Origin of the sequence: Aeromonas sp. FDAARGOS 1408 (assembly GCF_019048665.1) — a bacterium.
Taxonomy (GTDB): domain Bacteria; phylum Pseudomonadota; class Gammaproteobacteria; order Enterobacterales; family Aeromonadaceae; genus Aeromonas; species Aeromonas dhakensis.
In genome coordinates, this window is record NZ_CP077394.1 from 2,884,972 (window position 1) to 2,898,805 (window position 13,834).

13 protein-coding genes are annotated in these 13,834 nt (G+C 60.9%); 7 read left to right on the forward strand and 6 right to left on the reverse strand.

The window, feature by feature from the left end:
- Positions 1 to 3: 3 nt before the first annotated feature.
- The 3 genes from I6L38_RS13120 to tkt form a co-directional block, all read right to left on the reverse strand.
- Positions 4 to 255 carry a hypothetical protein gene (locus I6L38_RS13120; RefSeq protein ID WP_216988605.1) on the reverse strand — a complete coding sequence of 84 codons (252 nt, stop codon included), beginning with the start codon at positions 253 to 255 and terminating at the stop codon, positions 4 to 6.
- Entirely contained in the window at positions 252 to 629 is a 378-nt protein-coding gene (locus tag I6L38_RS13125) for a hypothetical protein (RefSeq protein ID WP_216988606.1), read from the reverse strand. Before I6L38_RS13125 ends, I6L38_RS13120 begins: the two co-directional genes overlap by 4 nt.
- Positions 630 to 810: 181 nt before the next feature.
- Positions 811 to 2,802: a transketolase gene (gene tkt, locus I6L38_RS13130; protein ID WP_216988607.1), complete on the reverse strand. Its 1,992-nt coding sequence runs from the start codon at positions 2,800 to 2,802 to the stop codon at positions 811 to 813.
- A 342-nt stretch (positions 2,803 to 3,144) separates the two neighbouring features.
- Between tkt and metK the strand changes: the two genes are divergently transcribed.
- The 5 genes from metK to gshB all read left to right on the forward strand — a co-directional run bounded on the left by metK (position 3,145) and on the right by gshB (position 7,604).
- Positions 3,145 to 4,296, forward strand: coding sequence for a methionine adenosyltransferase (gene metK, locus I6L38_RS13135; RefSeq protein WP_005303314.1), 1,152 nt, complete (start codon positions 3,145 to 3,147; stop codon positions 4,294 to 4,296).
- Between the two features lie 69 nt (positions 4,297 to 4,365).
- Complete coding sequence (locus I6L38_RS13140; RefSeq protein WP_216988608.1) at positions 4,366 to 4,899, forward strand: SprT family zinc-dependent metalloprotease; 534 nt, start codon at positions 4,366 to 4,368, stop codon at positions 4,897 to 4,899.
- Positions 4,900 to 4,972: 73 nt separating this feature from the next.
- The gene (locus I6L38_RS13145) at positions 4,973 to 5,674 is read left to right on the forward strand and encodes an endonuclease (RefSeq protein WP_139753078.1); all 702 of its coding nucleotides are present in this window, start codon (positions 4,973 to 4,975) and stop codon (positions 5,672 to 5,674) included.
- Positions 5,675 to 5,804: 130 nt separating this feature from the next.
- A complete protein-coding gene (gene rsmE, locus I6L38_RS13150) occupies positions 5,805 to 6,536 on the forward strand; it encodes a 16S rRNA (uracil(1498)-N(3))-methyltransferase (protein WP_017785228.1) in 732 nt (243 codons plus the stop codon).
- 114 nt (positions 6,537 to 6,650) lie between these two features.
- Positions 6,651 to 7,604, forward strand: a complete 954-nt coding sequence (gene gshB / locus I6L38_RS13155; RefSeq protein ID WP_216988609.1) for a glutathione synthase — start codon at positions 6,651 to 6,653, stop codon at positions 7,602 to 7,604.
- A 97-nt stretch (positions 7,605 to 7,701) separates the two neighbouring features.
- Here the strand turns inward: gshB and I6L38_RS13160 are convergent, their stop codons facing one another.
- Positions 7,702 to 9,327, reverse strand: coding sequence for a methyl-accepting chemotaxis protein (locus I6L38_RS13160; protein WP_026459011.1), 1,626 nt, complete (start codon positions 9,325 to 9,327; stop codon positions 7,702 to 7,704).
- 118 nt (positions 9,328 to 9,445) lie between these two features.
- Here I6L38_RS13160 and I6L38_RS13165 point away from each other — a divergent pair, with 118 nt between their 5' ends.
- Positions 9,446 to 10,000 carry a YqgE/AlgH family protein gene (locus I6L38_RS13165; RefSeq protein ID WP_005303325.1) on the forward strand — a complete coding sequence of 185 codons (555 nt, stop codon included), beginning with the start codon at positions 9,446 to 9,448 and terminating at the stop codon, positions 9,998 to 10,000.
- A gap of 46 nt (positions 10,001 to 10,046) precedes the next feature.
- Positions 10,047 to 10,469 (forward strand): Holliday junction resolvase RuvX, encoded by a 423-nt coding sequence (gene ruvX, locus I6L38_RS13170; RefSeq protein WP_005303327.1) that lies wholly within the window; start codon positions 10,047 to 10,049, stop codon positions 10,467 to 10,469.
- 45 nt (positions 10,470 to 10,514) lie between these two features.
- On the opposite strand, the gene dtpB is transcribed toward ruvX, so the two are convergent.
- Positions 10,515 to 12,017 carry a dipeptide/tripeptide permease DtpB gene (dtpB, locus tag I6L38_RS13175; protein ID WP_216988610.1) on the reverse strand — a complete coding sequence of 501 codons (1,503 nt, stop codon included), beginning with the start codon at positions 12,015 to 12,017 and terminating at the stop codon, positions 10,515 to 10,517.
- Positions 12,018 to 12,572: 555 nt separating this feature from the next.
- Entirely contained in the window at positions 12,573 to 13,715 is a 1,143-nt protein-coding gene (gene blaAQU / locus I6L38_RS13180; protein WP_099156042.1) for an AQU family class C beta-lactamase, read from the reverse strand.
- Positions 13,716 to 13,834 lie beyond the last annotated feature (119 nt).

The following is a 13,834-nucleotide window of genomic DNA, read 5'->3' on the forward strand; positions in this document are numbered from 1 at the left end:
GCTCTACTGCAATTTTTGGTTAAAAATATATGTGAAACCGCTTTTCCCATCAGTACGACAAAAATGCAAACTATCCAAAGCCACACATATTTCAAAGCTGAGTAATGCAACTAGCTTTTGCTTTGAAGATGCCAATGTCATTTTAAATAATGAATCATCAACCGCTGACAGCCCTATTAATACAGGGTATATAGCCTCCCATATATCAAGTGCCTGTGGCATTACCTTATGAATATCAATGGCAATATTCTTCATATCCATTGAACATAGATTTTCATGGCTACAAACATAAACTTTTCGTGCAGTACAGCCCTCAATGGCACATTACCGACCAGTGATTCATCAAGAATATTAGATAACTGCGATGCATAAAACTCGATATCTTCTCGTGCTTGCTGTAAATAATACTGGTCATTCATCTGTTTCTGTAAAGAAAGCTGACGAATCAAAACTACTAACGTAAAAAATCCGAGTATTGGTGCATAGATACCTCCAATTGCCGAGCCAAATTCAGCCCATCGAGAGTGGTCTTGTGACAAATCTCCGCCAAATGTATTTACATATAAAGCAATAGGGGAAAATAAAAGTACAAAAACAACAACTATAATAACCCAACCTCTTATAACCATAGCTTAGCCTTTATTGAGACAATGAAGATTAATCATCAAGAGAAAGTACTATCAACTCTCAGGCATTGAAATATATTTTTAATTTATTATTTTCCTTTGCCAATAAAAACGCCCCCCATCTTGCGATGGGGGGCGTTTTATCGTTCTGGCTATTGGGCCAGAGTGGCCCAATGGTCAGCTATTACAGGGATTCAGCGGTCGCAACCACGTTTTCCACGGTAAAACCGAATTCCTTGAACAGCAGCTCGGCCGGTGCGGACTCACCGAAGGTGGTCATACCGATGATCTTGCCGCCAAAGCCCACGTACTTGTACCAGTAGTCGGCGATGCCGGCTTCGATGGCCACACGCTTGGTGACGGAGGCCGGCAGGACGGACTCTTTGTACTCGGCAGATTGAGCGTCGAACACGTCGGTAGACGGCAGAGAGACCACGCGCACGGCACGGCCCTTGGCAGTCAGCTGCTCATAGGCGGCCACGGCCAGTTCCACTTCAGAACCGGTGGCGATCAGGATCAGCTCCGGCGTACCGGCGCAATCCTTCAGCACGTAGCCACCCTTGGCGGTGTCGGCCAGCTGCTGGGCAGTACGATCCATCTGGGCCAGGTTCTGACGAGAGAAAATCAGAGAGGTCGGGCCGTCGGTACGCTCGATGGCGTGTTTCCAGGCGATGGCAGATTCAACCTGGTCACACGGACGCCAGGTGCTCATGTTCGGAGTCAGACGCAGGGAGGCGATCTGCTCGACCGGCTGGTGAGTCGGACCATCTTCACCCAGACCGATGGAGTCGTGGGTGTAGACGAAGATGGAACGCTGCTTCATCAGGGCAGCCATGCGCAGGGCGTTGCGGGCGTACTCCATGAACATCAGGAAGGTGGCGCCGTAGGGGATGAAACCACCGTGCAGGGCGATACCGTTCATGATGGCGGACATGCCGAACTCGCGTACACCGTAGTGGATGTAGTTGCCGGAGGCATCGTCGTTGGTCAGGGACTTGGAACCGGACCACATGGTCAGGTTGGACGGCGCCAGGTCAGCGGAGCCGCCCATGAACTCCGGCAGCAGCTTGCCGAAGGCTTCCAGGGCGTTTTGGGACGCTTTACGGGTGGCGATCTTGGCCGGGTTGGCCTGCAGGGTTTCGATGATCTTGGCAGAGTCGGCAGCCCAGTTGGCCGGCAAGTCGCCTGCGGTGCGGCGCTTGAACTCGGCAGCCAGGGCCGGGTGAGCGGCTTCATAGGCGGCGAACTTGGCAGCCCAGTCGGATTCCAGCTTGGCGCCTTTCTCCTGACCGTTCCACTCGGCAGCGATGTCGGCCGGGATAACGAACGGTGCGTGGTCCCACTTCAGGAAGGCACGAGCGGCGGCGATCTCGTCGTTGCCCAGCGGTGAGCCGTGGCAGTCGTGAGAGCCGGACTTGTTCGGGGAACCGTAACCGATGATGGTGCGGCAGCAGATCAGGGTCGGCTTGCCGGTCTCGGCCTTGGCGGCTTCGATGGCAGCGTTGATCGCTTCCGGACTGTGACCGTCAACGGCCGGGATGACGTGCCAGCCGTAGGCTTCGAAGCGCTTGACGGTGTCGTCGGTGAACCAGCCTTCCACGTGACCGTCGATGGAGATGCCGTTGTCATCCCAGAACGCGATCAGTTTGCCCAGTTGCAGGGTACCGGCCAGGGAGCAAGCCTCGTGGGAGATACCTTCCATCAGGCAGCCGTCGCCCATGAAGGCGTAGGTGTAGTGGTCAACGATGTCGTGACCCGGCTGGTTGAACTGCTCGGCCATGGCCTTCTCGGCGATCGCCATGCCGACGGCGTTGGTGATGCCCTGACCCAGCGGACCGGTAGTGGTTTCAACGCCCGGCGCGTAACCGTACTCCGGGTGACCCGGGGTGCGAGAGTGCAGCTGGCGGAAGTTTTTCAGATCGTCGATGGAGAGGTCATAACCGGAGAGGTGCAGCAGGGAGTACAGCAGCATGGAGCCGTGGCCGTTGGAGAGGATGAAACGGTCGCGGTCGGCCCACTTGGGGTTGTTCGGGTTATGTTTCAGGTGGCTGCGCCACAATACTTCGGCGATATCCGCCATTCCCATGGGGGCGCCCGGGTGACCGGAGTTGGCTTTTTGAACGGCATCCATACTCAATGCGCGAATGGCATTGGCAAGCTCTTTACGAGAAGGCATCTGTATCTCCTGCGATTGCTTCATTTGATGGCCAAGATTAAGGCGCGTCATTGTCCCAGCAGGGGGCGCGGCGTGCAAATATTATCTGGGCGAATAAAGCCGCTTTGGGAGCTCAATCGCTTTTCTTGACGGGGCAAACGATTGAGTCATGACCACTATCTACCCCAAATGGGGTGAAGAACGGATCTTGTTCGGCCAGGGGGCGGCAAAACCAAAATAGTGCTGGCAATCGAGGGGGTCGCTAACTAAAATGGACGTCCAGATGTAGATACCTCTACAATCATCCTATCATCACCCGGTTATTGCTGCGGCGATAACCCCAGACAAGCTGAGAATCCCATCATGGCAAAGCTGTTTACTTCCGAGTCGGTCTCCGAAGGCCATCCCGACAAGATTGCGGATCAGATCTCCGATGCGGTCCTGGACGCTATCCTCAAGCAAGACACCAAGGCGCGCGTCGCCTGCGAGACCCTGGTCAAGACCGGCATGGTCATGGTGGCCGGTGAAGTAACCACCACCGCCTGGGTAGACATCGAGCAGATCGTGCGCGACACCGTGCGCGAGATCGGCTACACCCACTCAGACATGGGCTTCGATGCCGACTCCTGCGCCGTGCTGAACGCCATCGGCAAGCAGTCCCCGGACATCAACCAGGGAGTTGACCGCAGCGATCCGCTGGAACAGGGCGCGGGCGACCAGGGCCTGATGTTCGGCTACGCCACCAACGAAACCGACGTGCTGATGCCGGCTCCCATCACCTACTCCCACCTGCTGGTGAAGCGTCAGGCCGAAGTGCGCAAGAACGGCACCCTGCCGTGGCTGCGTCCGGATGCCAAGAGCCAGCTGACCTTTGCCTACGACGACGCCGGCAAGATCATCGGTGTGGATGCCGTGGTGCTCTCTACCCAGCACGCCGAATCCATCAGCCACAAAGATCTGGTTGAAGCGGTGCGCGAAGAGATCATCAAGCCGGTGCTGCCGGCCGAGTGGATCAACAAGGACACCAAATACTTCATCAACCCGACCGGTCGTTTCGTTATCGGCGGCCCCATGGGTGACTGCGGTCTGACCGGTCGCAAGATCATCGTCGACACCTACGGCGGCATGGCCCGTCACGGTGGTGGCGCCTTCTCCGGCAAAGACCCCTCCAAAGTGGACCGCTCCGCTGCCTACGCCGCCCGCTACGTGGCCAAGAACATCGTTGCCGCCGGTCTGGCCGATCGCTGCGAAGTGCAGGTATCCTACGCCATCGGCGTAGCCGAGCCGACCTCCATCAGCGTCGAAACCTTCGGCACCGCCAAGGTGGCCGAGGATCTGCTGGTCAAGCTGGTTCGCGAGCACTTCGAACTGCGTCCGTACGGCCTGATCCAGATGCTGGATCTGAAGCGCCCGATCTACCAGGCCACTGCCGCCTACGGTCACTTCGGTCGCAACGAGTTCCCGTGGGAGCAGACCGACAAGGCCGAACTGCTGCGTTCCGCCGCCGGCCTGTAAGCGTCACGCTTGTGGTATAAAGGGGAGCCTGGCTCCCCTTTTGCTTGTCCGCCATTTGCCGAGAACCCGATGTCCGCCACCGCTACCCGCCTCGATCCCGCCCTGCACGAGCAGCTGCTCACCCGCGTCGACGCCTGTTTTGTGCAGGCCGAAGCACGCCTTGGCCGCTCCTTTCCCCGCCCACAGGTGCACTGCAACATGCGCGGTCGGGCGGCGGGTTCGGCGCGGCTGCAGACCTGGGAGCTGCGCTTCAACCCGGCCCTCTATCAGGCCAACCAGCAGGCGTTTCTGGCCGAGGTGGTGCCCCACGAGGTGGCCCACCTGCTGGTCTATGCCCTGTGGGGTGAAGGGCGCGGCAGATCGCGGGTGCTGCCCCACGGCCGCCAGTGGCAATCTGTGATGCGGGAGCTGTTCGGCCTTGAGCCCAGAACCACCCACAGCTTCGATCTGGCGGTACTGGCGCAGCCAACCATCCCCTATTGCTGCCTCTGCCAGCAGCATCAGCTGTCGGTGCGCCGCCACAACAAGGTGGTGCGCGGCGAGGCCCGCTACCACTGCCGCCGCTGCAAGCAGCCGCTGGAACGGGTTGGCTCGTCGCAGTAAGCCAGCCGGTGTCGCGTCCTTGTGGTAGGGTGCCCGCCATCGTTCGTCAATCATCCCGTTTGCAAGGAATCCCATGCGTCTCATCTCTTCCCTCGCCCTGACCCTGCTGGCCGGTTTGCCGCTGCTCAGCGCGCCCCTGCATGCCCAGACCTTTCGCGAAGCCAAGCAGGATCTGGTCAAGCTCTACCAGAGCCAGCCCGCTGTCACCACCATCTACTGCGGCTGCAGCATCGACTATCAGGGCAAGAAAATGAGCCCGGATCTGGCCAGCTGCGGCTATGAGCCGCGCAAGCAGCCCAAGCGCGCCGCCCGCATCGAGTGGGAACACGTGGTGCCGGCCTGGGAGTTCGGCCACCAGCTCAAGTGCTGGCAGCAGGGGGGCCGCAAGAACTGCGGCAAGAGCGACGAGTTCAACCAGATGGAGGGGGACATGCACAACCTCTTCCCCGCCGTTGGCGAGGTGAACGGCGATCGGGCCAACTTCCGCTTCTCCGACTGGAACGGCACCCCGGATCAGTACGGCCAGTGCCGGATGCTGGTGGATTTCAAGGAGCGCCGGGTGCAGCCACCCAAGGGGCCGGTACGGGGCCAGATTGCCCGCGCCTACCTCTACATGAGCCAGCAGTATGGGCTGCGTCTGGCGGCGCAACAGCGTAAACTGTTCGAAGCCTGGGACAGGCAGTACCCGGCCGACGGCTGGGAGTGCGAGCGCAACCGCCGCATCGGCAAGCTGCAGGGCAATACCAACCCCTTTATTGAAAAGCAGTGCCAGTAACCCCATTTGACCTGGGAGGGGGATCGCCCCCTCTTATCATGAAACCCTTCACCCTCGGTCTCGTGAGCCTTGCTCACCACCGTGCAGTAGGATATTGAAGGGTTTCCAAGCAAGAGACTGACTATCAGCCATGCGCATTCCACGTATCTATGAACCGGCCGCCCTGCAGGTGGGCCAGACCCTCGCCCTGTCGGAAGATGGCGCCAACCACATCGGCCGAGTGCTGCGCATGCAGCCGGGTCAGCAGCTCGAACTGTTCAACGGCGACGGCAACCAGTACCCCGCCACCATCGCCAATGTGGGCAAGAAGTCGGTGGAGGTGACCATCGACAGCTGCGAGCAGCGCTCGGTGGAGTCCCCGCTGGCCATCCACCTGGGTCAGGTGATCAGCCGCGGCGACAAGATGGACTTCACCATCCAGAAATCGGTGGAGCTGGGCGTCACCTGCATCACCCCGCTCTTCTCCGAGCGCTGCGGCGTCAAGCTGCCGGCCGATCGGCTGGAGAAAAAACGCGAACAGTGGCAGAAGGTGGTGATCAGCGCCTGCGAGCAGTGTGGCCGCAATACCGTGCCCGAGGTGCGCATGCCGATGGAGCTGGACGCCTGGCTGGCGGAAGAGACCCAGGAGCTCAAGCTCAACCTGCACCCGCGCGCCCCTTACAGCATCAACACCCTGCCAATCCCTGAGCACGGCGTACGCCTGCTGATCGGCCCGGAAGGGGGCTTGTCGAGCGACGAGATCGCCCGTACCGTGCAGGAAGATTTCAAGGAGATGCTGCTGGGGCCGCGGGTGCTGCGCACCGAAACCGCCGCCCTGACTGCGATTACTGCGCTGCAGTGCCGCTTCGGCGATCTCGCGTAATACCATCGGGCAGTGTCGATAAGCTGCAGGCTGCATTGAGGCAGCCTCAAGCGGCCGATTACGCTGCGCTAATCGACCCTACAACCCCATCGAGCCATTAAGAAGGAACAGCGGATGACCATTAAACTCGGCATCGTGATGGACCCCATCTCGGCCATCAACATCAAGAAGGACTCCAGCTTCGCCATGCTCGAAGAGGCGCAAAAGCGCGGCTACGAGCTGTTCTATCTGGAGATGAAGGATCTCTACATGGAGGCCGGTCGCGCCTTCGGTACCATGCGTCCGCTCACCGTCAAATATGACTATGCCGACTGGTATAGCCTCGGCGAGGTGGTGGATCAGCCGCTCTCCAGCCTGGACGTGATCCTGATGCGCAAGGATCCCCCCTTCGACACCGAGTTCATCTACGCCACCTACATGCTGGAGCGGGCCGAGGACGAGGGTTGCCTCATCGTCAACAAGCCCCAGAGCCTGCGCGACGCCAACGAGAAGCTCTACACCGCCTGGTTTGCCGAACACACCCCGGCCACGCTCGTCACCCGCCGCGCCGACAAGCTGCGCGCCTTCCACGCCCAGCACAAGGACGTGATCCTCAAGCCGCTGGACGGCATGGGCGGCGCCTCCATCTTCCGCATGAAGGAAGATGACGCCAACGTCGGCGTCATCATCGAGACCCTCACCGCCCACGGCAGCCAATACTGCATGGCACAGACCTATCTGCCCGCCATCAAGGATGGCGACAAGCGGGTGCTGGTGGTGGACGGTGAGCCGGTGCCCTACTGCCTGGCCCGCATCCCGACCCAAGGGGAAACCCGTGGCAACCTGGCGGCCGGCGGCCGTGGCGAGGCGCGCCCCCTGAGCGAGGCGGACTGGGCCATCGCCCGCGCGGTGGGCCCGACGCTGAAAGAGAAGGGGCTCATCTTCGTCGGCCTCGACATCATCGGCGATCGGCTGACCGAGATTAACGTCACCAGCCCCACCTGCATCCGCGAGATTGAAGCGGCCTTCGACGTGCACATCACCGGCATGTTGATGGATGCCATCGAGCGCCGGCTGGCCAAGGCTTAAGCCGTCCCAGCCCAGCAGTGACGACAGACTATAAACAACAGAGGCGGCCCCTGGGCCGCCTCTTTTCTATCCATCCATCTATCCAGCGTCAGTCCCCTCAGCAGCGGAATTGCCCCACCTTCTCCTTGAGATCCCCCGACAGCTGCTCCAGCTCGTGGCAGTTCTGGTTGAGCTGGGTGGCCGCCCCGGTCGACTCGGTCGCGATATGGGCGATGTTGACCACGTTGCGGGTGATCTCCTCGGCCACCTTGCTCTGCTCCTCCGCCGCAGTGGCAATCTGGGTATTCATCTCGTTGATCACGTTGACCGAGCTGACTATCTCGCCGAGCGCCTGACCACAGGCCAGCACGGTACGGTTGGACTCCTCCACCTGCTCCAGCCCCTGCTCCATGCTGCTGGCCGCCTGATTGGCCCCCTGCTGCAACTTGACGATGGTCTTGCCGATCTCTTCGGTGGAGCGCTGGGTACGCTGGGCCAGGGTGCGCACCTCGTCGGCCACCACCGCAAAGCCACGCCCCTGATCCCCTGCCCGCGCCGCCTCGATGGCGGCGTTGAGGGCCAGCAGGTTGGTCTGCTCTGCGATGCCGCGAATGGCGTCCATCACGCTGCCGATGTCCCGGCTGTCATCTGCCAGCTGGGTGATCATGGCCGCCGTGTTCTGGATCTGGGAGGAGAGGTGTGACATGCGCGCAATGGCATCCTCCACTATCTGATGGCCGTGCCTTGCGCTGTCGTCGGCATGACGGGCCGCATCGGCCGCCTGGTTGGAGCTGTTGGCCACCTCGGCTACCGTGCTGCTCATCTGGTTCATGGCGGTCGCGGTCTGATCCGTCTCCGCCTGCTGCTGGGCAAACCGCTGGCGGCTCTCGACCCCGATATGGGCCAGCTGGGCCGAGGCCCTGGCAAGCTGCTCGGCGGTCTCGTTGATCTGGGCGATGAGGCCGCGAAAATGGCGGATCACCTCGTTGAGGGAGTGCGCCAGGCTGCCCATCTCATCCTTGCGCAGCACGGGGGCCAGCTGGCTCAAGTCGAGATCCGTCTGCATGCCGCGCAGGATCTGCCCCATGGCCGCCAGCGGCTGGCTGACGCTGCGCCCGGCCCAGATCCCGATGAACAGGACGCAGCCCCCCACCACCACAAACAGCGCGACAAACAGCTGGGTCAACTGCTGCCTGAGCTGGTTGAGCTCGATCACCTTCTTCTCCGCCTCCTGCAGCTGGAACGCCACCTGCTCGCTCACCGCGTCGCTGACCGGGTCGATCACCTGATAGAGCGGCATGATGGCGGCGGCGAGCGCCGCGTTGTGTTCGCCCGGCGAGCCCTCCAGCAGCCCCATCACCTTTTCTATCTCCCGGTTGGCGGCGGCAAACAGCGCCTCCACCTTGTCCGCCCGTCTGCGCTCCTCGTCACTCATGTCATGGTTGCGGTACTGGCGCCAGATGGTGGCGATCTCCTGCTGGGCGGCGCTCATGTCGGCCTTGGAGCGGGCCGGTTCGAAGCCCCCGACGTTGGCCTTGTTGGCGGCATCGATCACCTTGACCGCATAGAGATCGGCGATCTGCTTGAGCTCCTTGAGCTGGACCACCTCCCCCTGATACATGGCGTTGATGCCGGTCATCAGCCGGGACATCGCCTGGGTCGCTCCTATGACCAGCAGCAACAGCGCCAGCAGGGGAACCACACAGCCCAGGATCAACTTCTGCCTGATTGAAATACCTTCCATGGCTTTCTCTCCACTGAAACAGATTGACTGGTCTGAGCCAGCCGCCCAAAAAGCGGTTTTGCCAGACGAAGCGAGCTGCCATAATTGACTGCAAATACCTTTGCAATATTTGGCCCATATGCAAACACTGCAAAATCACTTCCTGCTCGCCATGCCGAGCCTCACCGACCCCTATTTCGAGCGCTCGCTGGTCTATCTGTGCGAACACAACGAAGAGGGCGCCATGGGGCTGGTGGTCAATATTCCGGTGGACATGTCGCTGGAGACCATGCTGGATCAGCTCAAGCTGGCACCGCCCGCCAACCCGGAACTCAAACAGCCGGTGCTGCAGGGGGGGCCGGTTCACGCCGATCGCGGCTTCGTGCTGCACAGCTTCCGCCCCGGTTTCAACTCCACCCTGCAGGTGGGGGACGAGCTGATGGTCACCACCTCCAAGGACATACTGGAGACCCTGGGTACCGAGGAGGCACCGGCACACTGGCTGGTGGCGCTCGGTTACGCCGGCTGGAGCGCGGGGCAACTGGAACAGGAGCTGGTGGACGGCGCCTGGCTGGTGATCCCCCCCAATCCGGATCTGGTGTTCAAGACCCCCATCCACCAGCGCTGGCAACGCGCCGCCGCCAGCATCGGGGTCAATCCCGTTCACCTGTCCAGCGACATCGGCCACGGCTGATGCAATCTGCTGTGCAATTTGCGACGCATTCTGAGGAAATTACCCAATGTCATCACGCAGTATCATGGGCTTTGACTACGGCACCAAGAGCATAGGGGTCGCCATCGGTCAGGAGCTCACCGGCACGGCCCGCCCGCTGCGCGCCCTCAAGGCCAACGACGGCATCCCCAACTGGGACGAAATAGACAAGCTGCTCAAGGAGTGGCAACCGGACCTGCTGGTGGTGGGTCTGCCGCTCAACATGGATGGCACCGAGCAGGAAATCACGGTGCGCGCCCGCAAGTTCGGCAACCGCCTGCACGGCCGCTTCGGCAAGCAGGTGGAGTTCAAGGACGAGCGGCTCACCACCACCGATGCCCGCGCCCGCCTGTTCGAACAGGGTGGCTATCGGGCGCTGGAGAAGGGGAGCGTGGATGGCGTCTCCGCCCAGCTCATCCTGGAAGCCTGGATGGAAGAGCAATACGACTGATCTGCCGGGGTGAGGCGCTAGTGCGCCTCACCCCTTCTGCCCCTCTCAGGCCTTGGCCTGCGACAGTTCCTCCTCCTCGCCATGGCGTTCACCGGCCTGCATCATGCGGTTGAGCCAGGGCACCATCAGCGCCATCACCCCCGCCACCAGCAGGGTCACCAGACCAATCTTGCCGAACACGTCCGTGTAGATGGGCAGAGTCTGCAGCGGATCCGTCACCCCCTTCGGCACCGCGGTAAAGGTCGCCACATAGCCCCCGAGCAGGGAGGCCATCGCCTGGGTCAGGAACCACATGCCGAGGATGAAGCCCATCAGCCGCTGCGGCACCAGCGCCGCCACCATGGCCAGCCCCAGGGCGCTGATCATCAGCTCCCCCAGACTCTGGAACAGATAGATGAGCACCATGAACCAGGGCGAGGTGAGCCCCTGCGCATCGGCAAACCAGATGCCGGACGCCGCCGCAGTGAGAAAACCGAGGGAGCAGAACAGCATGCCCAGGGTGAACTTGAGCGGCATGGTGAGATCCCGCCCCTGGCTGCCCAGCCGGGTATAGATCATCGCCAGCACCGGGCTGCCCAGCACCACCCAGAAGGGGTTGAGCGCCTGGAAGCTGACCGGGTTGACGGTCACCCCCAGCATTTCATGGTGCATGTTGTTGATGGCAAAGAAGTTGAGCGAGGTCGGCATCTGGGCATAGAGCACGTAGAACACCACCGCCTCCAGCATCAGCACGAAGGCCACGTACATCTTGTTGCGCCCGACGCTGTCGAGCTTGAACGCCTCGCGAAAGAAGAAGACCACCACGGCCAGGGTCACCGTCATCAGTACCATGTTGGCGATCACCACGTGGTGCATCAGCCAGGCGCAGAAGAAGACCAGGGCGACCGAGCCCAGCAGTACCAGCAGCAGCTTGCCGTAGTCGAGCGGCAGGTGGTCGGGGGCCGAGCCTATACCCTTGACCATGCGGCGGCAGGCGAAGAAGGTGAGCAGGGCGATCACCAGGCCGACCCCACACAGGTTGTAGGTCACTGTGTAGCCGTAGTGATCGGCCACCACGGGAGCCAGCGACAGGGAGATGAGCGAGCCGACGTTGATCGACATGTAGAACAGGGTGAAGGCGCCATCCAGCCGGGGATCACCGGGCTCGTAGCACTTGGCGAGCAGGCTGGCGGGGTTGGCCTTGAACAGGCAGTTGCCGACGGCGATGGTACCCAGTGCATAGAAGATGAGATCGGGGTTGTAGATGGACATGCCGGTCATGAAGTAGCCGATGACCAGTACAATGGCCCCCAGCACCATGGTGCGCTTGGTCCCCAGAATATGGTCACCCACGTAACCGCCCACCGAGATGAGGCCGTACACCAGCGCCGAGAAGGCACCGAAGGTGATGAAGGACTGCTCCTGGGAAAAGCCCAACTGCTGGACGAAGAACACCGCCAGCAGGCCCTGTACGCCGTAATAGCCGAAACGCTCCCAGAGCTCGACGAAGAAGATCATGAAAAAGGGTTTTGGTTGTTGCAACAACCCGGTCGGGGTGGATGGACGCATGCTAACCTACCTGTCTGTATGTATTTTCTTATTCATGTGAGCGGCCCCTCAGCCGGGTTAGCCAGGGGTCGCAAGCTTGCTGCCGCGATGCAGACGAAGGGGGGAACAGGCCGGCTGGCCCGGATGGGGTGATGCTGAGGGGCGATGGTTTTCGCCATGCCATGAACCTCCCTGCTCGGGTCATCGATCCCTTGCTGGCGGCAGACCGAATATCGGCGGGCAACCAAAAATGGGGGATCGAACGGGCCTTCCTCTCCTGCCGCGACTCGCTTCCAGTCAAGATGGCCCGGCATTCACCGCATAACGTTAAAACATCGAGCAATCATCACTATTTATGATAATTAACTACATATGAAGCAAATAAGCCGTAGATCACACTTGTAACTATGCCATTGGTGAAGTTTTCTAATATTACGGGATTAGTTTTGTTAATCTCAAACGGGTCTTTGTTTTGCTGCTGCCCCCAGACCAGATGACAACGCCGGGCAAAGCCCGGCGTTTTTCAGAACAGGTGGGTCGCGGCAAATGGCGCCGTGACCCGCGGCCAGTGCCCGCTCAGGGAGCCAGCTTGCTCAGGATGGAGTGGGCCGCCTTTACCCTCTCCTGGATGGGGTAGTTGCGGTTGGCCAGCATGACGATGCCCACTCCCTTGGCCGGCACGAAGGCCACATAGGCGCCAAAGCCGTTGGTCGAGCCGGTCTTGTTGAAGAGCCGCTGGCTCCCCATCTCCTTCGGCGCGGCCGTCGTCGGATTGGCCTTCATGATCACCTGGACCGAGTTGCCCGCCAGCAGCGTCTGCTCGCTGACCGGATAGGGGTAACTCTCCCAGCCCAGCCCCTGGGTCATCTCGCCTACCGAGTAGCGCCCCTGGTGGGTCAAAGCGATGGCCTGCTGCAATCCCTTGTCATCCACCCCGTTGATGTTGGCCTTCACGAAGGCGAGCAGATCCGCCGAGCTGGTCTTGATGCCGTAGGCCTCGTCCGCCAGCACCCCTGGCGTGACCCTGATGGGCTTGTCCTCTTTCGAATAGCCATAGGCGTAGTTCGCCATCGCCTGCTTCGGCACATTGATATAGGTGTGATGCAGGCCGAGCCCGGGCAGCAGGGTCTGCTCCATCAACTGGGCAAACGGCTGCTGCAGACTGCTCGCCGCCAGATAGCCGAACAGGCCGATACTGGGGTTGGAGTACTGGCGATGGCTGCCTGGTTGATAGGCCGGCGTCCACTGGCGATAGTAAGCCTGCATCTGCTCGAGCGATTCCACCTCGTCGGGGAATTGCAGCGGCAGACCCCCGGCACTGTAAGTGGCAAGCTCGGCCATGGTGATGCCATCAAAGGCGGAGCCCTTGAGCCAGGGAGCGTGCCGGCTCACCTTGTCATCCAGCCCAATGCTCCCCTTGACCACGGCGTAGGCCCCCAGGGTGGCGGTATAGGTTTTGCTGACCGAGCCAATCTCGAACAGGGTCTGCTCGCTGACCTTCTTCCCCGTCGCCAGCTCGGCAACCCCGTAGTTGAAGTAGTGGGGTTGCCCCTCTTTGAACACGGCTACCGCCATGCCCGGGATCCTGTGCTCTTTCACCAGCGGACGAATGACCTCATCCACTACCCCGACCAGCGGATCGGCGGGAGCGGCCTGGGTGAGGGGCGACAGCAGCAGGGCGCTCAGCGCCAGCGACGACAAGGGTGAGGTTTGCTTCATGACGATAGATCTCGTGAGGTTGGAAAGCCGCCAGCATAGCGGGCCAATATGTGGCGAACATGAGCACAGGTGAAGTCTGTGTGAAGTCGCGCCTCAAATCATCCGGATTCAATGGGTTA